This window comes from Xanthomonas sp. F1 (assembly GCF_014199855.1).
Genome location: NZ_JACHOK010000001.1, coordinates 651,074 through 674,637, shown reverse-complemented (window position 1 = coordinate 674,637; position 23,564 = coordinate 651,074). Strand labels below are relative to the sequence as shown.

16 protein-coding genes are annotated in these 23,564 nt (G+C 70.7%); 7 read left to right on the top strand and 9 right to left on the bottom strand.

Annotation, left to right across the window (positions count from 1 at the left end; translation table 11 throughout):
- Positions 1–680 precede the first annotated feature (680 nt).
- The 7 genes from GGR71_RS02820 to pqqA all read right to left on the bottom strand — a co-directional run bounded on the left by GGR71_RS02820 (position 681) and on the right by pqqA (position 6,296).
- The gene (locus GGR71_RS02820; protein ID WP_184451676.1) at positions 681–2,450 is read right to left on the bottom strand and encodes a chloride channel protein; all 1,770 of its coding nucleotides are present in this window, start codon (positions 2,448–2,450) and stop codon (positions 681–683) included.
- A 17-nt stretch (positions 2,451–2,467) separates the two neighbouring features.
- Positions 2,468–2,980 carry a hypothetical protein gene (locus GGR71_RS02815; RefSeq protein ID WP_048492431.1) on the bottom strand — a complete coding sequence of 171 codons (513 nt, stop codon included), beginning with the start codon at positions 2,978–2,980 and terminating at the stop codon, positions 2,468–2,470.
- Between the two features lie 97 nt (positions 2,981–3,077).
- Entirely contained in the window at positions 3,078–4,199 is a 1,122-nt protein-coding gene (pqqE, locus tag GGR71_RS02810) for a pyrroloquinoline quinone biosynthesis protein PqqE (protein WP_160957372.1), read from the bottom strand.
- Complete coding sequence (pqqD, locus tag GGR71_RS02805) at positions 4,196–4,474, bottom strand: pyrroloquinoline quinone biosynthesis peptide chaperone PqqD (protein WP_160957373.1); 279 nt, start codon at positions 4,472–4,474, stop codon at positions 4,196–4,198. Before pqqD ends, pqqE begins: the two co-directional genes overlap by 4 nt.
- On the bottom strand, positions 4,471–5,217 hold the full coding sequence (gene pqqC, locus GGR71_RS02800) for a pyrroloquinoline-quinone synthase PqqC (protein ID WP_160957374.1): 747 nt from the start codon (positions 5,215–5,217) through the stop codon (positions 4,471–4,473). Before pqqC ends, pqqD begins: the two co-directional genes overlap by 4 nt.
- Positions 5,218–5,251: 34 nt before the next feature.
- Positions 5,252–6,151: a pyrroloquinoline quinone biosynthesis protein PqqB gene (gene pqqB, locus GGR71_RS02795; RefSeq protein WP_160957375.1), complete on the bottom strand. Its 900-nt coding sequence runs from the start codon at positions 6,149–6,151 to the stop codon at positions 5,252–5,254.
- 64 nt (positions 6,152–6,215) lie between these two features.
- Positions 6,216–6,296: a pyrroloquinoline quinone precursor peptide PqqA gene (pqqA, locus tag GGR71_RS20975; protein WP_010344287.1), complete on the bottom strand. Its 81-nt coding sequence runs from the start codon at positions 6,294–6,296 to the stop codon at positions 6,216–6,218.
- Positions 6,297–6,560: 264 nt separating this feature from the next.
- Here pqqA and GGR71_RS02785 point away from each other — a divergent pair, with 264 nt between their 5' ends.
- On the top strand, positions 6,561–8,717 hold the full coding sequence (locus tag GGR71_RS02785; RefSeq protein WP_160957376.1) for a RelA/SpoT family protein: 2,157 nt from the start codon (positions 6,561–6,563) through the stop codon (positions 8,715–8,717).
- Positions 8,718–8,847: 130 nt separating this feature from the next.
- Positions 8,848–10,368 carry a hypothetical protein gene (locus tag GGR71_RS02780; protein ID WP_456362582.1) on the top strand — a complete coding sequence of 507 codons (1,521 nt, stop codon included), beginning with the start codon at positions 8,848–8,850 and terminating at the stop codon, positions 10,366–10,368.
- Positions 10,369–10,896: 528 nt separating this feature from the next.
- On the opposite strand, the gene GGR71_RS02775 is transcribed toward GGR71_RS02780, so the two are convergent.
- On the bottom strand, positions 10,897–12,993 hold the full coding sequence (locus GGR71_RS02775) for a glycosyltransferase (RefSeq protein ID WP_160957377.1): 2,097 nt from the start codon (positions 12,991–12,993) through the stop codon (positions 10,897–10,899).
- A 93-nt stretch (positions 12,994–13,086) separates the two neighbouring features.
- Here GGR71_RS02775 and mrcB point away from each other — a divergent pair, with 93 nt between their 5' ends.
- From mrcB to GGR71_RS02750, 5 genes are all read left to right on the top strand, one after another.
- Entirely contained in the window at positions 13,087–15,519 is a 2,433-nt protein-coding gene (gene mrcB / locus GGR71_RS02770; protein ID WP_160957378.1) for a penicillin-binding protein 1B, read from the top strand.
- A 23-nt stretch (positions 15,520–15,542) separates the two neighbouring features.
- Complete coding sequence (locus tag GGR71_RS02765; protein WP_184451611.1) at positions 15,543–16,064, top strand: hypothetical protein; 522 nt, start codon at positions 15,543–15,545, stop codon at positions 16,062–16,064.
- A 179-nt stretch (positions 16,065–16,243) separates the two neighbouring features.
- Positions 16,244–18,253, top strand: coding sequence for an ATP-dependent DNA helicase (locus GGR71_RS02760; protein WP_160957380.1), 2,010 nt, complete (start codon positions 16,244–16,246; stop codon positions 18,251–18,253).
- A gap of 61 nt (positions 18,254–18,314) precedes the next feature.
- On the top strand, positions 18,315–19,019 hold the full coding sequence (tsaB, locus tag GGR71_RS02755; protein WP_160957381.1) for a tRNA (adenosine(37)-N6)-threonylcarbamoyltransferase complex dimerization subunit type 1 TsaB: 705 nt from the start codon (positions 18,315–18,317) through the stop codon (positions 19,017–19,019).
- The gene (locus GGR71_RS02750; RefSeq protein WP_160957382.1) at positions 19,016–19,936 is read left to right on the top strand and encodes an ADP-ribosylglycohydrolase family protein; all 921 of its coding nucleotides are present in this window, start codon (positions 19,016–19,018) and stop codon (positions 19,934–19,936) included. The genes tsaB and GGR71_RS02750 overlap by 4 nt, the downstream gene beginning before the upstream one ends.
- A gap of 57 nt (positions 19,937–19,993) precedes the next feature.
- Here GGR71_RS02750 and GGR71_RS02745 read toward each other — a convergent pair whose 3' ends face one another.
- On the bottom strand, positions 19,994–22,993 hold the full coding sequence (locus GGR71_RS02745) for a TonB-dependent receptor (protein WP_160957383.1): 3,000 nt from the start codon (positions 22,991–22,993) through the stop codon (positions 19,994–19,996).
- Positions 22,994–23,564 lie beyond the last annotated feature (571 nt).

Sequence of the window (23,564 nt, the reverse complement as noted above, 5' to 3'; positions counted from 1 at the left end):
CGGGAGTGGGGATTGGGGATTGGTGGCGGGGTTTTCGCGCTTTCCCGCACTGACGTTGATAACCGCGCTGCTCGCGGTGGCAGTTTTCTTGTGGGAGGGACTGCAATCCCGATGCTCAGGCGGCAATGCGTCGGGGCTGAAGCCCCTCCCACAAAGGAAGATAGGCCGCGTGGGTGATGAAGGCCATCTGCGCTCTGCAACGACTTGTCGTTCTCGCCCCTACGCATGCAGCAGATCGCAGTGGAGTCGTGCCGATACCGCCGTAGGAGCGGCTTCAGCCGCGACCGTTCCACGGCAACGCGTCGCGGCTGAAGCCGCTTCTACAGGTCTGTCGCTTGCTGTCGCTTGCTGTGCGTTCAGCGCATCGGCGGCGTCGCTCTCTGTGGGAGGGACTTCAGTCCCGACGCGCTGGCGGTGATGCGTCGGGGCTGAAGCCCCTCACACAGAAGGGATGCGCCGTGTGGACGGCCAAGCAGTTGCGCTGCAACGGCGTGTGGTGTTGGGTGCAAAGCACCGACGCAGTCGCGTCTTGTTGTGTTGTAGGAGCGGCTTCAGCCGCGACGCATGACACCACGACGGTCGCGGCTGAAGCCGCTCCTACGACATGCGATCACGGCCCTTGACGTTTCAGCCCGCCGCAATCCAACGAATCCCCATTCCCGAATCCCCAATCCCCGCCCTCAATCATCCACCCGCTCGCCCATCAGCTCGCGCTGGCGCTTGTCCAGTTCCTCGGCGTAGCGCTTGCGTACGAAGCTTTCGCTGAGCACGCCCAGCACCTTGCCCTGGTCGTCGACCACGGCCAGTTCGTCGCTCTGGGTCAGGTCGAACTGGCGCATGGCGGTGACCACGTCGGTGTCGACGGGCAGGGCCACGTCGCGGTTGCCGGCGTAGTCGACGATGGCCGCGTCGGCGTTGACGCCGTCGGCATAGGCGGCGGCCAGGGTGACCAGGCCGGCGTAATGGCCGCTCTCGTCCTCCAGCACCACGCGGGTGCCTGAGCCGAGCGGGAAGCGGCGGCGGAATTCGGCCACGCTGGTGGTGGCGGTCAGCGGATGCACGTCTTTCTGCATCATCCGCCCGGCGCTGAGGTGCTTGACCCAGCCGACGTCGCGCGCGCTCTTGATGGTCTCGCCGCGCAGGTGCAGGCGCCAGGTGGAGAACGAGTAGCCGAAGATCTGGCGGACGATGGTGTTGGCCACCAGCACCGCCACCATCACCGCGCTGGCCAGCACGAAGTCGTGGGTGCCTTCGAGCACCAGCATCGCCATCGTCATCGGCGCGCCGATCACCGCGGCGGCCATCGCCGCCATGCCGGCCAGCGAGGCGGCGGTGCCGTCGACCAGGGCCATGCCGCTGCCGAGATTGAGCACACCGGCGAACAGCCCGCCGACCAGCGAGCCCATGAACAGCGAGGCGAAGAACAGGCCGCCGCGGAAGCCGAAGCCCAGCGAGATGGCCGAACCCAGGCACTTGAGCAGCAACAGGATGCCCAGCCAGCGCAGCGAGGTCGGGCTGGTCAGGTCCAGGTGCAGCGCGCCGTGCCCGGAGGACAGCACCTGTGGGGTGATCAGCGCCAGCGGGATCAGCAGCACGCCGCCGGCGACCGGGCGTGCCCAGCGCGGCAGCGGGCTGCGGTTGATCGCCTGTTCGATTGCGCCGATCAGGCGCATCACCGCCACCGCCAGCAAGGCGCAGAGCACGCCCAGCAGCGCGTACAGCACATAGTCGCGCGCTTCCAGCGCCGAAGCCGCCGAGGCCGGCAGGAGGTACGGCTGCACCCCGGCCAGTTGCGACACGAACACCGCGCCCAGCGAGGCCACCGCCACCGGTGCCAGCGCCGATGGCGAGTACGCGCCGATCACGATCTCGAACGCATAGAACGCCCCGGCCAGCGGAGCGCCGAAGGCGGCGGCGATGGCTGCGCCGGCACCGGCGCCGACCAGGGTACGGATGTCGGCGCGGCGCAGGCGCAGCACCCGGCCCAGGTGCGAGCCGCTGCCGGCGCCCATCTGCGTGTACGCCGCCTCCAGGCCGACCGAGGCGCCGACGCCGTTGGAGAACAGGGTCTGTACGGAGACGATCAGGTTGTCGCGCATCGACATGCGCCCGCCGTACAGCGCGTTGGCTTCGACGGCGTCGACCAGTTGCCGCTTGCGCGCGCGCGCGGCCATGCCCAGCAGGCCGACCAGCAGTCCGCCCAGCGGCAGTACCAGCAACTGCTGCACGCTCAGGTCCGGCATGGCGCTGAGCCGCTCGTCGGCCTCCAGGCCATACAGCAATGCCTGCGCGCCGTGCGCCAGGCTGCTCTGCAACAGGGTCAGCAGGCCGGCGATCACGCCGACCAGCAGGGCCAGGGCGATGAACCAGACATCGCTGGCGCGCAGGCGCCGGCGCAGCGCATCGGCGAGGCTGTGCGAGGCGTCGGCCAGGCCCGGCCGAGGACGCATGTTCACGGCACGCGATCCTATTTGACGCGACGGACCTTGGCGCGCGTGTTGTAGGTGCCGACCTGCATGTACCACACGCCGACGATGCCGGGGGTGATCTTCACCTTGGGCGCAGTGAGATGCACGCTGGACAGGCTCGCCGCCTCGGTCTGTTCCCACTCCTGGCCGTTGGCCAGCACGTAGTGGCGGCCCTTGCCGAAGCCGGTGAATTCGCCCACCAGGGTGCTCTCGATCGGCTCGGCGCTGCCGAAGTCGAAGAAGCCGCGGTTCTTGGTGATCACCTCGCGGCGGCCCTCTTCCTTGGCCTTTTCCAGCGCCACCGCGGTTTCCTTGGCGACCTTGCCCTGCAGCCAGTCGTTCAGCGCGGTCAGTTCCTGCGGCGACAGCTTGTCCAGCCCGGCAGCCTTGAACTCCTGCGGCGACATCTGCGTCTGCAGATCGCCGGAGACGGTGCGCTGGGCGAGCGCCGGGGCGGCGGACACGGCGAGCGCCGCGCACAGGACCAGGGGAGCGAGACGCGCAAGGGACATGGCGGGGATCCGGGCAGTGGGATGCGCCGTAGTGTAGTCGCAAGCGGTGACCGCGCACGGGATGCCGGGCGCGCCCGGGACCGCGTCGGCGCCCGGTTCAGTCCTCGGCGGCGGCGGGCACGCCCGAAGTGCGCGGCGGCCGCCGGTACACGAAGGCCGGGGCCGGCGCGGCGGCTTCGCGCTGCGCCAGCGCCTGCAGCGCGGCATGCGCCGGAGCGCGTTCGCAGACCGGGTCCAGGGTCGCGGCGTCGCCGCTGAGCGCCAGTGCCTGGCAGCGGCAGCCGCCCCAGTCGACCTCGCGTTTCGGGCAGCCCTGGCATACCTCGGGCATCCAGGCGCTGCCGCGGAAGCGCACGAAGGCCTCGCCGTCCTCCCAGATCGCCGCCAGCGGGCGCGTGCGCAGGTTTTCGAAGCGCATGTCCGGCAGGGTCTCGGCGGCGTGGCAGGGCAGCACGTCGCCGCGCGGGGAGATGTTGACGAAGCGCTGGCCCCAGCCGCCCATGCAGGCCTTGGGCCGGTGGGCGTAGTAGTCGGGAGTGACGAAGTCGATGTGCAGGCGATCTTGCAGCCGCAGGCGCGCGGCGTCCACCGCCGCCACGGTGGCGTCGATCTGCGCGCGGCTGGGCATCAGCGCGGCGCGATTGCGCAGGCCCCAGCCGTAGTACTGGGTATGGGCCACTTCCAGGCGTTCGGCCCCGAGCTCCAGCGCCAGGTCGATCATCGCCGGGACGCGTTCGGCGTTGTGCCGGTGGATCACCGCATTGATCGTCAGCGGCAGGTCGAGGGCACGCACCGCCGCGGCGAAGGCGCGCTTCTTCGCCAGGCTGTCGCGATAGCCGGCGATGCGGTCGGCGCCAGCGGCGTCGGCGTCCTGGATGCTCAGCTGCACGTGCTCCAGCCCGGCCGCCGCGAGCGCGGCCAGCATCGGTGCGCCACCGGCCACGCCGGAGGTGATCAGATTGCTGTACAGACCCAACCCGCGCGCATGCGCGACCAACTCGGGCAGGTCCTTGCGCAGCATCGGCTCGCCGCCGGAGAAATGCGCCTGCAGCACGCCCATCGCCGCGGCCTGGTCCAGCGCCGAACGCCAGCCGGCGGTGTCCAGTTCCTCGCGCAGGCCGGCCAGTGCGATGGGGTTGGAGCAGTACGGGCAGGCCAGCGGGCAGCGGTGGGTCAGCTCCAGCAGGATCGACAGCGGCGGCGGCACGAGCGCGTTCATGCGCGCAGCAGCCGCTTGGCGTGCAACTGCTGCGCCAGCTCGCTCACGTCGCGTTCGACCTCGGCCGGGTCGGCCTCGAATTCGGCGGCCAGTTCCGCGGCGATCGCCGCCAGGCTACGGACGCCGTCGCAGCGCGAGACGATGGCGTGGGCGATCTCGTCCAGTTCGATCACCCGCTCCGGCGCCAGCAGTACCCATTGGCCGCGGGCGCGGTCGTGCTGCAGGCGCACGCCGGCGGCGAGCCGTGGCTGGCTGCTGGCGTCCAGCGCGCTCATGCCGCGGCCTGCGCCGGGTCCGGAGCGAACGCGTCCGGCCAGGCCACGCCCGGCTGCACGTAGGCGAAGTGCAGCGCGTCCAGTTGCGACCACAGTACACCGCACTTGAAGCGCAGCGCGTCCTGCACCAGCTGCTGCTTCTCCACGGTGTCGGCGTGGCGCTTGACGTAGTCCAGGGCGAAGTCCGAATCGCGCGGCGCCTCGTGCAGGCGATGCTCGAAATACGCCAGCGCCTCGCGCGAGACGAAGTTGTAGTGCTGCAGCATGCCGGCCACGCGGTGGCTGATGATGCCCGGCGCGAACAATTCGGTCAGAGAGGACGCGATGGCCTCCAGCAGGCTCTTCTCGCGCACGAAGTGCAGGTAGCCCTGCACCGCGAAGCGGGTGCCGGGCAGCAGGCCGCGGCCGGATTGCACCAGCTCGCGATCCAGCCCGAGCGCGTCGGTCAGGTGCAGCCAGCGGGCGATGCCGCCTTCGCCATCGGCGCTGCCGTCGTGGTCGACGATGCGCTGGCGCCAGATCCGGCGCAGCGCCGGGTCGTCCATTCGCGCCAGGATCGCCGCGTCCTTCAGCGGGATGCAGCGCTGGTACTCGTAGCGGTTCAGCGCCCAGGCCTGGACCTGGCCGCGGTTCAGACGCCCGCTGTGCAGCAGGGCGTGGAACGGATGCTGGTCGTGGTACAGCCGCGCGCCGATCGCGCGCAGCGCCGTTTCCAGCTGCTCGGGGCTCAGCAAAGCGCTCACGGGTTCGGTCTCGCAGGTGATGCGGGGAGGCGGGTCACAGCGCGATCTCCATGCCGTCGTGGGCCACGTCCCAGCCGTGCGCGGCGACCGTGGCGCGCTCGGGCGAACCGGCGTCGAGGATCGGGTTGGTGGTGTTGATGTGGATGAAGACCTTGCGTGCCACCTGCAGGTCGGCGAAGGCGCGCAGGGTGCCGACCTCGCCGTCGATGCTCATGTGGCCCATGCGCTGGCCGGTCTTGGCGCTGACGCCGAGCTGCACCAGTTCGTCGTCGCGCCACAGGGTGCCGTCGAAGAACACCAGTTCGGCGCCGCGCAGGCGCTCGCGCAGGGCGTCGGTCAGCGCCGCGCAGCCGGGGATGTAGTGCAGGCGATGCGTGCCGTCGTCGATGGTCAGGCCCAGCGTCTCCTCGGCGGAGCCGGCCAGGTCGCCGCTATGGCGGCATTCCATGAACAGCGGCACCTTGCCGGGCACCGCGAACGGGGTGACCTGCAGCCCCAGCAGCGACAGCGGCGTGTCCAGGGCGAACGGGTGGCGATGCACGTAGGCGGGGTGCAGCGCGTCGAACACCGGGTTCTGCGCCAGCAGCTCGAGCACGCGGCCGCTGGCGTACAGGTCGAAGCGCTGGCTCTCGCGCATCGACAGCAGCCCGGCGATATGGTCGATCTCGCCGCTGGTCAGCAGCACCGCCTCGATCGGCGAATGGCGCTGGTCGCGCTGCGGCCACAGCGCCGGGGTGGCCAGCACCTGCTGGCGGAAATCGGGTGAGGCGTTGATCAGCAGCCAGCGCTGGCCATCGACACTGACCGCGATGCTGGCCTGGGTACGGCGTTGGGCATCCGGGTGTTGCCGCCACGCGCGTTGGCTCGCGGGCGTGTGGCAGTTCCACTGCGGATGCCCTCCGCCTGCCGCCGATCCCAATACGATGAGGTGCATCCGGTCTCCGTTTTTAGCGCCTGGCCGGTCGCGCTTCGGTCGTGGGAAGGGAGGAGTGCGCGGGTCAGAGCTCGCCGGAGGCGTAGCAGTTGATTTCCGCGCCGACGCAGATTTCGCGGATCACAGGCTTGTTCCACTTCTTCATGTGCGTTCCTCTTCGAATCGGGCTAGGGGACGACGGCCGCAGCGCATGCAGGACAGCAGCGGGTGACCATCGCGTTCGAGCATAGGCGCGGGGGTTGGGGCGGTTGTGAAATTCCGGTAAAAGCGCCGCAAGTCGCAACCAGGTCACAGTGAGGTGGTGGTGTGTATGTGCGCTGCGTCCAGTCGGCGCGACGCGGGCGCAATTGTGAGAACGCGCACAAGCGCGTTAGTGTAGGCGGCACCGTTTCGTTAACTGCGTCCGTCCTTGAACCACACCGTCCACTCCGGCCTGGAGGCGTTGCTGCAACGCCCGGCGGCCGCGACCCTGGCGCCCGCCCTGCGCGCGGCGCTGCTGCAGGCTTGGCAGGCGCAGGCCGAGCCAGCGCCGCGGCTGCCGTGGCCGGTGCTGGCCGACACCCTGGACGCGCTGGCGCTGCTGTCCGCCGACGAGGCGTCGCTGCTGGCCGCGCTGTTGTTCGACCTGCCGGAGGTGCGCGCGCAGTTGCCGCAGCTGCCGGTGGCGCCGCCGGCGCGGGCGCAGGCGGTGGCCGGCCTGCTGGAGGCGCAGGACGCCGCCGACCCGGTGTGGGCGCTGCACGCCGGGCGCGAGGCCGGGCGCAACAGCGAGGGCCTGCGCCGGCTGTTGCTGTCGATCGTGCAGGACCTGCGGGTGGTGCCGATCCTGCTGGCGCGGCAACTGGCGCAGATGCGCGTGGCCGACAAGGCGCCGGAGGCGCAGCGCCGCGCGCTGGCGCAGCTGACCCGCGACATCCATGCGCCGCTGGCCAACCGCCTGGGCATCTGGCAGCTGAAATGGGAACTGGAGGACCTGGCGTTCCGGCACCTGGAGCCGGACACCTACCGGCGCATCGCGCGCGAGGTCGACGAGAGCCGGGTGGCGCGCGAGCGCTACATCGAGGCGGTCAAGAAGATCCTGTCCAAGGCGCTGGCCGAGCAGGGCCTGCGCGCGGAGATCAGTGGGCGGCCCAAGCACATCTACAGCATCTGGCGGAAGATGCAGAAGAAGCGCCTGGCCTTCGACCAGCTGTACGACCTGCGCGCGGTGCGGGTGATGGTCGACGACGTCGCCGCCTGCTATGCGGCACTGGGCGTGGTGCACGCGCTGTGGGCGCCGGTGCCCAGCGAGTTCGACGACTATATTGCCCGGCCCAAGGCCAACGACTACCGCTCGCTGCACACCGCGGTGGTCGGCCCGGAAGGGCGCACGATCGAGGTGCAGATCCGCACCCACGACATGCACGCGCAGGCCGAGCTGGGCGTGGCCGCGCACTGGAAGTACAAGGAGGGCGGCAAGGGTGCCGAGAAGGCCTTCGACCGCAAGATCACCTGGATGCGGCAACTGCTGGAGCAGTCGCAGGACGGCGAGCAGGGCGGGCTGGCCGGGGCGCTGGACGCCGAGCTGGTCGAGGACCGGGTCTATGCGCTGACCCCGATGGGCGAGGTGATCGACCTGCCGCAGGGCGCCACCCCGCTGGATTTCGCCTACCACGTGCACACCATGGTCGGGCACCGTTGCCGCGGCGCCAAGGTCAACAACCGCATCGTGCCGCTGACCCACAAGCTGCGCAGCGGCGACCGCGTGGAGATCCTCACCGGCAAGGAGGCCGAGCCGCGCCGCGACTGGCTGCTGCCGGCCAACGGCTACCTGGCCAGCGGGCGTTCGCGCGACAAGGTGCGCGCCTGGTTCCACAAGCTGGACCGGGTGCGCAACGTGCAGGCCGGCAAGGACCTGCTGGAACGCGAACTCAAGCGCCTGGGGCTGCAGCATGCCGATCTGCTGCCGGCAGCGAAGAAGTTCCATGCCGACGGCGTGGAGGAGTTGTACATCCAGGTCGCGCTGGGCGACGTCGGCCCCAGCCAGGTCGGGCGCGCCCTGCACGAGGCCGAGCGCGCCGCGGCGCAGCCGGCCGCGCCGGCGCTGCCGCGGCCGACCGCCCGCCGTACCGGGCTGGGCAAGTCCAAGTTCACCGTGCAGGGCGTCGGCAATCTGCTGGTGCAACTGGCGCGCTGCTGCCAGCCGGTGGCTGGCGAGCCGATCGCCGGCTACCTGACCCGGACCCGCGGCGTCACCGTGCATCGCAGCGACTGCGCCGCGTTCGCGCGATTGGCCGCCAGCCATCCGCAGCGGGTGCTGCCGGTGGAGTGGGGCCAGGCCGGCGGTGGCTACGAGGTCGACGTGCTGGTGCGCGCGGTGGATCGGCGCTGGCTGCTCAAGGACATCACCAACCTGATCGCCCAGGAAGAGGCGCACGTGCTGGAGATCAACAGCGAGAACGTGCGCGACAGCGGCCTGGCGCAACTGCGGCTGCGGCTGAAGGTCGGCGATTACGGGCAACTGTCCACCTTGCTCGGCAAGCTCGACGCGCTGCCGGGCGTACACGAGGCGCGGCGGCTGGGCTGAGTGCAGGGCGGTGCCTGCGCAGGCTCGGGACGAGACGTCCGACCTGTGCAGGCACGGCGGGTGTCTGCTTCCTGCCGGCGCGACGCACAGCTGTTCGTCATCGGCCCAGCGCTAAGCTTGCGCGGTGAGCATGCCGCCGGATCAGGTCAGGGACGAACCCAAGCGCAGGCAGCGGCCGGTGCCGCTGTGGCGCGATCGGCGTGCCTGGCGCTGGGCGCTGGCGCTGCTGGTGGTGGCGGCGGTCGTGGTGGTGTTCCGCCGCCCGCTGGCCGACTTGGTCTGGCCGGAGACGCGCATCCAGCAACTGCTCGACCAGGGCCATGCGGCACTGCGCGCGGGCCGGCTCAGCGCCGCCGACGGCAGCGGCGCGCGCGAGCGCTTCGAGGCCGCGCTGGCGCTGGACGGCGACCGCATGCAGGCGCGCGTCGGGCTGGCCGCCACCGGGCGCGCGGCGCTGGGGCAGGCGCGTGCAGCGTTGGCCGCCGGCCGCTACCCGCAGGCACGCGAGGCCCTGGCGCTGGCGCGCGCGCTGCAGGTGCCGCGCGCCGATGCCGATCGCATCGAGGCGGCACTGCGCGCGCGCGAGGCCGCGCACGCCGGCATCGATCAATTGCTGCAGCGGGCGGCGCAGGCGCGCCGCGACGGGTATCTGGACGATGGCCCGGACGCGGCCCTGCCGCTGTACCAGCGCGTGCTGGAGTACGCGCCGGAACGCACCGCGGCGCTGGAAGGTCGCGAGGATGCGCTGTCGGAACTGCTGCAGCACGCGCGCAGCGCGCTGGCACGCGGCGATCTGGCCGCTGCCGCGGCGTTGGTGGAGCGCGCGCGCGGCTACGACGCCGGCCATGTCGACCTGCCCGAGACCCAGGCGGAACTGAACCGCGCGCTGGAGCGCCTGCAGCGCGAGGCAGAGCAGGCGTTGCGCCGGCAGCGCCTGGACGCGGCGGCACGTGGCTTCACGCAATGGCGCGCGGCGGTACCGGATGCGGCCGGTGCCAGCGACGGTCTGGAGCGGGTGGCGGCGGCTTATGCCCTGCAGGCGAGCCGCGCCGCCGCCGATTTCCGTTTCGGCGAGGCCGAGCGCGCGCTGCGCAAGGGCCAGGCGCTGGCACCCGACAGCCGCGCGCTGGCCGACGCCAGGCAGGCGCTGCAGCGCGCCCGGCAGAGCCAGGCCACGCCGCAATCGCGGATATCGCCGGCCGAGCGCGAGCGGCGCCTGCAGCGCTTGCTGGCCGATCTGCAGGCCGCCGAGGCGCGCGGCGACTGGTCGACCCCGCCCGGCGCCAGTGCCTACGACAGCTTGCTCGCGGCGCAGATCCTGGCGCCGCGCGATGCGCGGGTGCGCGCGGCCGAGCAACGCGTGCTGGCGGCGCTGCGGCGCTGTTTCGACGATGCCATGCGCGGCAACCGGGTGCTGGCGGCGAGCGCCTGCTACGACGCCTGGCGTGCGTTGGCGCCGGGCGGCAACGGCCTGGCCACCGCGCGCCGGCGCCTGGCGCAGCGCTGGCTGGCGGTCGGCGACGAGCGCCTGAGTGGCGGCGATGCCGCGTTCGCGCGGCAGGCGCTGCAGCGCGCCCGCGCGATCGATCCGGCCACCCCGGAACTGGGCGCCTTCGAGCGCCGTTTGCGCAGTCTCAGTCCGGGGCGCTAGTGCGGGTGGTGAACTTGGCGGGGGGCTTCCCTTGTCTGGAGCTGCGTCGCGTCGGGACTGAAGTCCCTCCCACAAAGGGGCTCAGCGGTTCCGGCGATCGGTGCGTATCCGCGACTGCGTGCGTCCTGGTCTGCATTGCCTGCGTCGGTGCGCGACAACGCCTGATGCAATGCCATGCGAGGCAGTGTGGGCACCTGTGATCGTGACGGCAGCTGCACGCGCGTAGGAGCGGCTTCAGCCGCGACAAGCGTTACCGGTAACGCCTGTCGCGGCTGAAGCCGCTCCTACGAGCCGATGGAAGATGTGGCGAAAGGGACTCGCCAGAACTGCGCGCCAGTTTCGAGGCGGGTCGCAGAGGCGTCGGGGCTGAAGCCCCTCCTACAGATGCAGATCAGAGCGTTCTTAACGGAGTGTGCGACGCGCGCGCTTGCATCCGCACAGAACCGCCCCAGCCAGTAGCAACGCCCGCGGGATGTTGTGGGAGGGACTTCAGTCCCGACGCGATAGGCAGCGCCGCGCCACCGCCGCTCAGGCCAGGAACGCCTCGCGCACCGTGGCGCGGGCAGCGTCCAGGGAAAAGTGGGTGGCGATGTTGCGCAGGCCGTTGTCGGCCAGCCGCTGCCACAGCGCCGGATCGGCGTACAGCTGCGCGATGGCGTCGGCAAACGCTGCGGAGTCGTCGGCGATCAGCACGTCCTCGCCGTCGCGCAGGTGCATGCCTTCCACGGCGCACGCAGTGGCCACCACCGGCTGGCCATGCGCCATGCTCAGGTTGACCTTGCCCTTGACCCCCGCGCCGAACCGCAACGGCGCCACGGCGATGCGCATGCCGTCCATGTAGGCGGCGATGTCGGGAACGTGGCCCAGCAGCTCGACGCCGGCGGTGGCTTCGCCGAGGCGGCGGATGTCCTCCGGCATGTCCGCGCCGATGCAGTGGAGGCGTACCTCCGGCAGGCGCGTGCGCACCGCCGGGAACACCTCCTGCAGGAACCAGCGCACCGCGTCCACGTTGGGCGCATGGCGGAAGCCGCCGACGAACACCAGGTCGCGGCGCTGCGCCCACGGCAGGCCGGGACCGGCGACCTCGTGCAGGTTCGAGATCAGCGCCGTGCGCACCTGCGGCGCCTCGCGCTGCAACTGTTCGCGTTCGACTGCGCTGACCAGCACGGTCACCTCGACCTGTGCCATCACCTCCAGCTCGCGCGCACGGGTGCGCTCGGCCTCGCGCAGCAGACGCGCGTCGCCGGCCAGTTCGGCGCCGCGGCGTTCGCGCAGGTAGTGCAGATCCACGGTGTCGAACAGCCGCCGCGCCTGCGGCGCGAACCGGCGCAGCAACGGCAGGCAGGCGTGGGCGACGTGGTGGCGCACCAGCAGCACGCTGTGGAAACGCCTGCCGTGCTGCTGCAGGAACCATGTGAGGTTCTTCAGGTAGGGCGCATACCACACCTCCACGCCGAGCCGCTGCAGCGCCTCGCTGTGGCGGCTGGCGTAGCTGCGCTCGCTGGGCACGAACACCACGTGCGCGCCTTCCTGCAGCAGCAGGCGGATCAGGTTGAGCTGGCGCAGCGAGGCGGAGTCGCGGTCCGGCTGCGGCAGCGCTTCGTCGAGGATCAGCACCTGGCGCTGCTGTCGGTGTAGCAGCGCCGGCGTCGGCACCTCGCCGGGCTGCAGGTGCTGCGACAACACTTCGGCCCACTTGGCGGCGAAGACCGCGCGATTGCGTACCTGGTAGGCCTTGATCCCGCTGCCGGTGTCGGTGCCGTTGCTGGTGCCCTCGTCGTGCACCACGCGGCTGGCCGGTTGCACCAGCGTGCGCAAGCCGGCGGCGCGCACTGCGAAGGCCAGGTCGGTGTCTTCGTAGTAGGCCGGCGTGTAGCGCGTATCGAAGCCGCCCAGCGCCAGGAAGCGCGCACGCTCGATCGCCAGCGCCGCGCCGCTGCCGTAGTCGACGTCGCGCAGGTAGGCATAGCGCGGATCGTCGGGCGACTCGAAGCGGCCGTAGCTCCAGCCGCTGCCGTCGGCGAAGACCACGCCGCCGGCATCCTGCAGGCGGCCGTCGGGATACAGCAGTTGCGCGCTGACCAGGCCGGCTTGCGGCACCTGCGCGAAGGTGTCCAGCAGCGCGTCCAGCCAGCCCGGTTGCGGCACCGTGTCGTTGTTGAGGAACACCAGGTAGCGGCCCTGCGCACGCGCGGCGCCGTCGTTGCAGGTGGCGATGAAGCCGCCGTTGCGCTCGCGCACGTGGTAGTGCAGGCCGACCACCTGTGGCATCCACTGCGCGGTGGCGTCGCTGCTGCCGTCGTCGATGACCAGGATCTCGCACGGCGCGGCCGGCGGATGCGCGGCCAGTGCGCGCAGGCAGGCGAGGGTATGCGCGACGTGGTTGTAGACCGGGATCACGATGCTGACCAGCGGCGCGGGACTGTTCGGCACCGCGAACGGGGCGAACGGCGCCGGTTCCACCGCGAACAGCGCGCGCTGCGGCGGCGGCAGCGGTTGCGCATGCACGCGCACGCGTTGCCAGGTGCTGCGCCAGCCGCGCGTGCGCAGGCTGGTCAGGCCGCGCCGGACCAGGCCGGCCAGGCGGTTCAGGGCGTAGCGCGCATTCGCCCACGACATCGACATCCGGGACCACTCCAACTTAAACGAAGAGGCCGCCGCGCCGCGCTGCCCGCTGGGCTGCGCTAGACTCGGCGGAATTTACATTCTCGCATTCCCGTGCCCCGACGCTACGACGATCACGACACCGACGATCAGGACGACGCCCTGGACAGCCCCGCCGCCGTATGGCGCCGGCGTTTGCTCACCTGGGGCCTGGCTGCCGCCGCACTCGGCCTGGGCTTCCTGATTCCGTACACGGTCTATCTGAACAAACAGGTCACCCAGCGCTTCGGCGAACTGCGCTGGCAGATTCCCACCCGCGTGTACGCCCGGCCGCTGGTACTGGCGCCGGACACCGCGATGGACCCGCAGACGCTGAAGACCGAACTGGACGCGGCCAGCTATCGCGCCGACGCCGGTGCCGAGCGTCCCGGTAGCTACCAGCAGGACGGCAGCCGCTTCACCATCGCCAGCCGCGGCTACGTCGACGTCGATGGGCGCGTCGCGCCGCGGCGCATCGAGGTCGGTCTGGCTGGCGGCCGCGTGGTGGCGCTGCGTGATGCGCAGACGCGCAAATCGCTGAAGGCCGCGCGGCTGGATCCGGCGCGCATCGCCACGCTGTACGGGCAGAAGCAGGAAGAGCGGCGCCTGGTGCGCGTGGACGAAGTGCCGGAACTGCTGGTCACCGGCCTGCAGGCGGTCGAGGACCGCGACTTCAATTCGCACCACGGCGTCGACCTCAGCGGCATGGTCCGCGCGGCCTGGGTGATGGTGCGCTCCGGCGGCAAGAGCCGGCAGGGCGCCAGCACCCTGACCCAGCAGCTGGCGCGCAGCGGCCTGCTCGGCATCGGCAAGGAACAGACCGTCACCCGCAAGTTCAACGAGATCCTGTACGCGTTGATCATGGAGGCGCGCTACGACAAGCGCACCATCCTCGAGGCGTATCTCAACCAGGTGTACCTGGGCCAGCGCGGCAGCCAGGCGGTGCATGGCGTGGCCTCGGGCGCGGAGTTCTGGTTCGGCCGCGAACTCGACGCGCTGGCACCCGAGCAGGTGGCGCTGCTGATCGGCCTGGTCAAGGGGCCGTCCTACTATGACCCGCGGCGCTATCCCGAGCGCGCGCTGGACCGGCGCAACTTCGTGCTCGGCAAGCTGCGCGAGAGCGAGCTGATCGACGAACCGACCTACCGCAAGGCGCTGGCCGCGCCGCTGGGCGTGCCGGCCGAACCCGGCCTGGTTGCGGCCAACCGCTTCCCGGCCTATGTCGACTTGGTGCGACGCCAACTGGCGCGCGATTACCCCGAAAGCGCGCTGCAGGGCGCCGGCCTGAGCGTGCTGACCGGCATGTCGCCGTCGGCGCAGGCCTATGCCGAAGGCGCGGTGACGCGCACCATCACCTCGCTGGAGACCAACAAGAAGCGCCCGCCGCTGCAGGCCGGGCTGGTGCTCACCGATACCCACAATGGTGAAGTGCTGGCGGTGGTCGGCAGCCGCGACGTGGCCCAGCCCGGCTTCAACCGCGCGATCGAGGCGCAGCGCCAGGTCGGCTCGCTGCTCAAGCCGTTCGTGTACCTGCTGGCGCTGGCGCAGCCGGACCGCTTTTCGCTGGCCAGTTGGGTCGACGACACCCCGGTCACTGTGCAACTGGGCCGCGGCCGCACCTGGAGCCCGGGCAATTCCGATGGCCGCAGCCATGGCACGGTGCGCGTGGTCGATGCGCTGGCGCACTCCTACAACCAGGCTACGGTGCGTGTCGGCATGCAGGTCGGGCCGGAACGGGTGGCGCAACTGGTGAAGGTGCTGGCCGGCATCGAGGCCGAGGTCAACCCCTCGCTGATCCTCGGTGCGACCGACCAGAGCCCGTATGCGATGGCGCAGCTGTACCAGTTCCTGGCCTCCGGCGGCGAGATCCAGCCGTTGCATGCGGTGCGCGGCGTGCTCGATCCGCAGGGCAAGCTGCTCAAGCGCTACGACAAGACTCCGGCGCCGGCGCAGGAGGGCGACTCCATCGCCGCCAATCTGGTCGGCATGGCGCTGCAGCAGGTGGTCAGCAACGGCACCGCGCGGCAGCTGCTCAGCGACGGCCTGGGCAAGCTGTCGCCGGCCGGCAAGACCGGCACCAGCAACGACGGCGTGGACAGCTGGTATGCCGGCTACACCGGCGACCACCTGGCGGTGATCTGGATCGGCAACGACCAGAACAAGCAGACCGGCCTGTACGGCGCCACCGGTGCGATGCGGGTCTGGTCCGGTATCTTCTCGCGGCTGCCGAGCGCGCCGCTGCAGGTGCAGGGCAAGGGCATCGACTGGCAGTGGATGGACCCGGTGGGGTACAACAGCACCGACTCGACCTGCCCCGGCGCGCGCCAGTTCCCGTTCGTGGTCGGCTTCGTGCCCGCGTATGCCGCATGCACCCCGCCGCAGGCGCTGCCGGAAGAGGCCGCGCCCGCCGAGGGCGAGCACCAGGGCGGTGGCTGGCGCAGCTGGTTCGGCCTGGACAAGAAGAAAGACCCGCCTGCCGACGCGGCCGCGCCGCCGCCGGCACATTGATTCCCGGATTCCGGATACCGCTCATGACCCCACGTCTTCCCGCCATCGCCGCCCTCAGCCTGCTGCTCGCCTCGTGCGTCAGTGCGCCGCCGCCGCCGCCCCCGGCCGCGCCGGTGGACACCACCACGCCGGCGCAGCGCATCGCCGCGATCGACGCCAGCGGCGGTGCCGACGACACCGAACTGAGCGTGCAGCCGCTGCGCGATCCGGAAGTCGAGGACCTGCGCGAGAGCGCCAAGCGCAAGCGCAATGCCGGCGACCTGGCCGGCGCCGCCGCGGCGCTGGACCAGGCGCTGAAGCTGGTGCCGGAGGACCCGGCGCTGCTGCAGGACCGCGCCGAAGTGGCACTGCTGCAGAAGGACGACGCCCAGGCCGAAGCCTTCGCCAAGCGCGCCATCGACCTCGGCTCGCAGACCGGCCCGCTGTGCCGCCGCCACTGGGCGACCATCGAACAGGCACGCCTGGCCCGCGGCCAGAAGGAAAACGCGGCCTCGGCGCATGCGCAGATCGCCGGGTGCACGGTGCCGGGGATCAAGAGGTACTGAGGGCGGGGATTGGGGAGTTGGGATTGGGGATTGGCTAGAGCGCATTTCCGCGCGTTGCAGGCTGAAGTCGCTGGTTGGCGTGTAATTCGCCTTGATGGCCGACGCACTGATCCACGACGCGCACGCCTTCTGCTTTTGCCAATCCCCAATCCCGATTCCCCAATCCCGGCACCACCCCCATGTCTTTAGCCCACGCAAGCACCGAAGCGCTCAGCGAAGGCGGTGCGCTTGCGCGTCAGCTCGATGCCTTCGTGCCGCGGCCGGCGCAGTTGCGGTTGACCGCGGCGATCGCCGAGGCGTTCGAGCAGCGCGACGTGCTGCTCGCCGAGGCCGGGACCGGCACCGGCAAGACCTATGCGTATCTGGTACCGGCGCTGCTGTCGGGGCTCAAGACCATCGTCTCCACCGGCACCCGCGCGCTGCAGGACCAGCTCTACCACCGCGATCTGCCGCGGGTGCGGGCCGCGTTGGGCGTGGGCCTCAGCAGCGCGCTGCTGAAGGGGCGCGCCAACTACCTGTGCAAGTACCGCCTGCAGCAGGCGCGCGGCGAGCCGCGCTTCACCGCGCGCGAACAGGTCGCGCAGTTCCAGCGCATCGTCGCCTGGAGCGGGCGCACCCGCTTCGGCGACATCGCCGAACTGGACGCGCTGGCCGACGATTCGCCGCTGCTGCCGCTGGTCACCTCCACCGTGGACAACTGCCTGGGCACCGAGTGCCCGTTCTGGGGCGAGTGCTTCGTGGTGCAGGCGCGGCAACGCGCGCAGGCCGCCGACCTGGTGGTAGTCAACCACCACTTGCTGCTGGCCGACCTGGCGCTGAAACAGGAGGGCTTTGGCGAGATCCTGCCCGGCGCGCAGGCCTTCGTGATCGACGAGGCGCACCAGTTGCCGGAATTGGCGGCGAACTTCTTCGGCGAAGGCTTCGGCATGCGCCCGCTGCAGGAACTGGCGCGCGACTGCGTGGCCGAGAGCCGGCATGTCGCCGGTGCGCTGGCCAGCCTGCAGGCGCCGGTGCAGGCGATCGAGCAGACCCTGCGCGAACTGCGCGCGGCGATGGAGGGGCTGCCGGCGCGCGGCACGCAATGGCGGCTGTTGGCCAAGCCGCAGGTGCGCGACGGCTTCGATGCGCTGCTCGCCGATCTGGCGCGGCTGCAGGAGCCACTGGCCGCGCTGCGCGAGGCCTCGCCCGGTTTCGACGCCTGCGCGGCGCGCGCGCGCGAACTGCGCACGCGGCTGGGCCGCTGGCTCGGCGAGGATGCGCCGATTCCGGATTTCGAGGCCGAGCCGGAAGCGGACGCGCCGAGCAACGACGTGCTGTGGTACGAGCTGACCCCGCGCGGCTTCCGCTGCCAGCGCACGCCGCTGGACGTGTCCGGGCCGCTGCGCGCGCACCGCGAGGCCTCGCACGCGGCCTGGGTGTTCACCTCGGCGACGCTGGCGGTGAAGGGCGAGTTCGAGCACATCGCCACGCGCCTGGGCCTGAGCGACCCGATGACCTTGCTGCAGCCCAGCCCGTTCGACTGGGCGCGGCAGGCGCTGTGCTACCTGCCGGCGCTGCCCGATCCGGCCGCGCGCGGTTTCGGCACCGCGCTGATCGCTGCACTGCAGCCGGTGCTGGAGGCCTCGCAGGGCCGCGCCTTCCTGCTGTTCGCCTCGCACCGCGCGCTGCGCGAGGCGGCCGAGGCGCTGCGCGACGGACCCTGGCCGCTGTTCGTGCAGGGCGAGGCGCCGCGCGCGACCTTGCTCGAGCGCTTCCGCGCCTCAGGCAACGGCGTGCTGCTCGGCTCGGCCAGCTTCCGCGAGGGCGTGGACGTGGTCGGCGATGCGCTGAGCGTGGTGGTGATCGACAAGCTGCCGTTCGCCGCGCCCGACGATCCGGTGTTCGAGGCGCGCCTGGACGCGATCCGCCGCGACGGCGGCAACCCGTTCCGCGACGAGCAGTTGCCGCAGGCAGTGATCGCGCTCAAGCAGGGCGTGGGCCGCCTGATCCGCAGCGAGCGCGACCGCGGCGTGCTGGTGCTGTGCGACCCGCGCCTGCTGAGCAAGTCCTACGGCCGCACCTTCCTGGAGTCGCTGCCGCCGTTCGCCAGGACGCGCGATGTGGAGGACGTGCGCCAGTTCTTCGCCGCCGAGCCCCCGGCGCTGGGCGATAATCCCGAGACCGCGACGCCACCGGCCGCGTCACACTAGCCGACGCGCCGCTCTTGCTTTTGCGAATCCCAACTCCCGAATCCCCAATCCCGGCTCCTCAATGAATCTCCTCGCCTTCGAAACCTCCACCGAAGCCTGCTCCGTCGCCGTGCTGGTCGGCGACCGCGTGCTGGAGCGCTTCGAACTGGCGCCGCGGCGGCATGCCGAACTGGCGCTGCCGTGGGCCGAGCAACTGCTGGCCGAAGCCGGCATCGGCCGCCGGCAGCTCGATGCGGTGGCTTTCGGTCGCGGCCCCGGCGCGTTCACCGGGGTGCGCCTGGCCATCGCGGTGGCGCAGGGCATCGCCCTGGCCCTGGACCTGCCGGTGCTGCCGGTGTCCACGCTGCAGGTGCTGGCGCTGCGCGCGCCGGCCGATGCGCCGCGGGTGCTGGCGGCGATCGATGCGCGCATGGGCGAGATCTACACCGCGGCCTACGCGCGGCAGGCCGATGGCGGCCTGCAGGCGCTGACCGCGGAGCAGGTGCTGAATCCGGAAGCTTTCGTGTTGCCGGAGCCGGAGGCGGCCTGGGCCGCGGTGGGTACCGGGCTGGCGGCGGTCGATGGCAGCTTGCAGCGCCGCTTCGGCACGCACTGGCGCAGCGCCGATGCGCATGCGCTGCCGCATGCCGCCGACGTGCTGACCCTCGCCGCGGCCGCACACGCGCGCGGCGAAGGGATCGCGCCGGAACGCGCCGAACCAGCCTACCTGCGCGACAACGTCGCCCTGACCCTGGCCGAGCAACAGGCGCAGCGGGCCGCGCGATGAGCGCCGCGGTGACGCCCGGCGACCGCTTCCGCGGTTGCCTGCTGGGGTTGGCGGTGGGCGACGCGCTGGGGACCACCCTGGAATTCAAGGCGCCCGGCAGCTTCGCGCCGATCGACGACATGGTCGGCGGCGGTCCGTTCGACCTGCAGCCGGGGCAGTGGACCGACGACACCTCGATGGCATTGTGTCTGGCGCACAGCCTGCTGTACCGGCAAGGCTTCGACGCGTCCGATCAGATGAACCGCTACTGCAACTGGTACCGGCACGGCTACCTGAGCAGCACTGGCACATGCTTCGACATCGGCAACACGGTGCGCGCGGCGCTGGAGCGCTATCTGCAGGGCGGGCCGGCGTTCAGCGGCAGCGACGATCCGCGCGCGGCCGGTAACGGCGCGTTGATGCGGCTGGCGCCGGTGGCGATGTTCTACGCGCAGCGCCCCGACGCACTGGCCGAGCGCGCCGCCGACAGTTCGCGCACCACCCATGCCGCGGCCGAGGTGCTGGATGCCAGCCGGCTGTTCGCCTTCCAACTGCGTGCCGCGCTGCGCGGCGACGCGCGTGCGCAGGTGCTGCAACCGGCGGACGTACCGCCGATGCAGACTCCTGCGCTACGTGCGCTGGCCGTGCGTGAGCATGCCGCGGTGCCGGCAACGCAGATCCGCGGCACCGGCTACGTGGTCGATGCGCTGTCGGCGGCGCTGTGGTGTTTCGCCACCACCGAGTGCTTCGCGGATGCGGTGCTGCGCGCGGCCAACCTGGGCGACGACGCGGATACCACCGCAGCCATCTGTGGGCAACTGGCCGGTGCCTTCTATGGCCTCGATGGCATTCCCGCGGCCTGGCGTACGCGCGTGCAGGATGCCGCCGAAATCGTGGCCTTGGCCGATCGCCTGCATGCGGCCAGCCTGTTGCAGTGAGACCGGGCAGGGTGCCGACCGCCAGCGGCCGGCACCCGTGCGCTTCGCCAACGCGCCTCAGTAGTCGTAACTGACGCTCAACCGCAGCGAGCGCGGCGCCTGGCGCAGCAGTGCCGCGCCGTACACAGGATCCGGATTGCCGGGGCCCGTCTCCGAGTACGGGTACTTCCACAGCGTGGCCTGGCCGTTGAAGACGTTGAACACGTCCAGGGTGAAGGCCAGTTTGCGGTCGGCGTAGGCCGGCCGCCACGAGACCCCAAGATCGAGCTGCTGCAGCCACGGCAGACGGCCCTGGCTGCCTGGGGGCGACGGCTGTCCCTGGTAGTAGTGATAGGCGATGCCATAGCCGGAGGGGTCGCTGTGGTCGGGGCCGTAGGAACCCAGTGCACTGAACGGCGAACCGGAGATCAGCTTGAGGTTGGCCGACACCAGCCATGCGGGGTTGATCTGGTAGTAGCCGTAGAACTTGAACTGATGGGTGTGGTCGTTGCTCTGCGGGCCGTTGGTGTGTTCCATCAACTGCGCGTAGTCCCAGGCCTGGGTGGTGGATACCGCGGTCTGGCCGATGCCCGACAGCAACTGCCCTTCGGTGGTGCCGTAGCTGCGCGACCAGGTGTAGTCGAGGCGGCCGTACCAGCGCTGGTCGAACGGATGCTCCAGCGACAGGTTGAGCCCGTAGTAGTTGCGCTTGAACGCGGGGAAGCCGAACTGCGCGTTGCTCAGCGGCACCTTGACGTAGTTGCCCGAGGTGTCGACCAGGGTGAAGGTGTTGGCCCGGCCCGGGTTGATCAGCCAGCAGCTGACCGGATTGCTGGTCAGGGTCACCGTGTGCCCTTGCGCTGCGGCGGCGGCGAACACGGTATCGCTGTCGCAGTAGTCGTCCACGCCGCTGCGCAGGACGCGGTAGGTGCCCTTGGCGCCGTAGACCCAGCTGTCGCCCCAGGCCTTGGTGAAGCCGAGAATGAACTCGTCCTGGAACGAGGGCTTGATGCCTTGCGTGGCGACGGTCTTGGGATCGGGCAGGATGCCGTAGTTGTTGTTGGACGAGACCGCGCCGGAGATCTGGGTCAGGCCCGTGGGATAGCCATTGGCGTCGATGCCGCCGTAGGTGTAGTAGGTGGACGTGGCCAGGGTGGCGCCAGCGGCGTTGAACGCCGGATTCAGCGGCAACGCCAGGTAGTAGCGGCCGGCGTTGCCGTACACCTTGAAGCGCGCATCGCCGTCGACATCCCAGCTGAAGCCCAGCCGTGGCGCCCATTGCCCGCTGGTCTGCTTGATGTACGGCGCGCCGTCGCGATTGTAGTTGGTGAACTGGTCCAGGCGCAGGCCGAGGCTGAGCAGCAGCCGGTCGTTGACCTGCCAGTTGTCCTCCACGTACTGCGCGCGCTGCGCCGAGCGCACCGAGGCCAGTGCGCTGTAGATGTACTTGCGCACGTAATAGCCGTCCTGGCCGTTGGGGTAGCCACCGGTGGCCGGGACGCCGAGCCCGGTGTTGATCGGCACGTTGGGACTGGCCTGGCCGTAGATCCAGTAATAGCCGTCGCCCGAGGCCACCGAGCCGCGGTTGAGCGCGCGCGCGTTCTGGTTGTCGATGCCGATGGTGATGCTGTGCGCGCCGATGGCGTAGTTGAGGTCCAGGCGCAGGTTGTCGGTGCGGTTGCCGCGCGCTGGGTCGACCAGCAGCGCGGTGGTCTGTGCATTGGTGATCGGGGTGCCACCGGTGTAGGCCGGGTTCTGGAAGCCGGGGCTGGAGACATAGGTCAGCGTGCTGTTGTAGCTGGGATTGCGGCTGTAGTCGTCGGTACGCTGCTGGCCATACAGGGCGCTGAAGGTCAGCCGATCGGTGAGGTAGCCCGTGTACTTGGCGCTCCACAGGTCGCCACCGGTCTTGGTGGTGTCGGCATCGCCGCGCAGCGCGCCGATGTCGCGGCCGCTGTACTGGGAGTACGTGCCGCGGGTGATGTAGCGGCTGGAGGCGCCGGTGATTTCCAGCAGCTGACTGTCGCTGATGTTCCAGTCGAGCTTGGCGTACCAGCTCGGGCGGCGGTACTGGTAGTCGTAGTAGTACGGGCCCGGTGTGGTCTCACGTGCGCCGTAGAAGCGATCGCCGTCCTGGCGCTGCAGTTCGTAGGCGCCGAAGAAGAACAGCCGATCCTGGATCAACGGACCACCTGCGTAGACGCTCTGGCTGCTGAGCGTGGAGCCGCTCTTGCTGTCCGGCCGGTACAGCGCGCCGTTGCCGGGCGCATACACGTCCTTCTGCGCGGAGCGCAGGCCGTCCGGTTCCCAGGTCGCCTGGGCGCCGAAATGCCATTCGTTGCTGCCGCGCTTGCCGACGGCGTTGAGCACGCCGCCGTCGGAACGGCCGTACTTGGCGCTGTAGCCGCCGGTATAGACCTCCAACTGGTCGATGCTGCCGTAGGGCAGAGTCAGCCCGCCCAACCCGCGCAGCGGGTCGGTGGTGGTGAAACCATTGATGTAGTACGCGTTCTCCGCCGACGAGGCACCGCCGAAGCTGAGCAACTGCGCACCGGTCGGGCCGATGTAGGTGCCGCTGCCGCTGTTGCCGGCGACGCCGGGCGCCAGCTGCGCGATGGCTTCGGCCGAGCGGCCCAGCGGCAGGCGCTGCAGCTGTTCGGCATTGATCACGGTGCGCGAGTCCACGCTGCTCACGTCGATCGCGGCGGCGGCACGGTCGGCGCTGACCTGGACGCCGGCCAGGCTGGTGGTGGCGGGAGTGAAGGAGACGTCGGTGACGGCACCGACGGTGAGGCCGACGCCATCGCGGCTGCCCAGCACGCTGCCGTCGGCGCCCTTGGCGATGATGGTGTAGGTGCCCAGCGGCAACTGGCCCACGCTGTAGCGGCCGTGTGCGTCGACCGCGACCTCGCGGCTGAGGCCGCTGTCGCTGCGCACCAGGATGCGCTGGGTATCGGCCGGTGCCTGGCCGGCGACGGCGCCGGTGGTGGACTGGGCCTGCGCCGGCGGCAGGGCGAGGGCGGCACTCAGTGCCAGGGCGAGCAGGGCGGGCCTGCGAAGGGAACGGTGGTTGTGCATGCGGGGGTGGCTCGGGTGGGAGTGGTGGGGCGGGGCACGCCGCGCCGACTCGAATCCGCCCGTCCTGGATGATGCGGTGTGCGCGGTAACGTTCCCCCGCTCCATTAACCTTAATGGGCCGCCATCACAGAAATGCCGCGTCGTTATGTGGGCGGCACCAATGGTTATGTCGCTGGCTGTCGGGCTCTCCGTGCGGCCATACCCGCACCCCAACCCCTCTCCCGGCGGGAGAGGGGCTAGCGCCTCCCTTCTCCCTGCGGGAGAAGGTGCCCCGAAGGAACGGATGAGGGTACGGGCGAAGCCTCGAACTGTTTGCGACCGCCGGGCGTTCCGTGGCGACCGTACCCTCACCCCAACCCCTCTCCCGGCAGGAGAGGGGCTTAGCGCTTCCCTTCTCCCTGCGGGAGAAGGTGCCCCGCAGGGGCGGATGAGGGTACGTGCGAAGCCTCGAATTGTTTGCGACCGCCAGGCGTTCCGTGGCGCCCGCACCCTCACTCCAACCCCTTTCCCGGCGGGAGAGGGGCTTAGCGCTTCCCTGCTCCCTGCGGGAGAAGGTGCCCCAAGGGGGCGG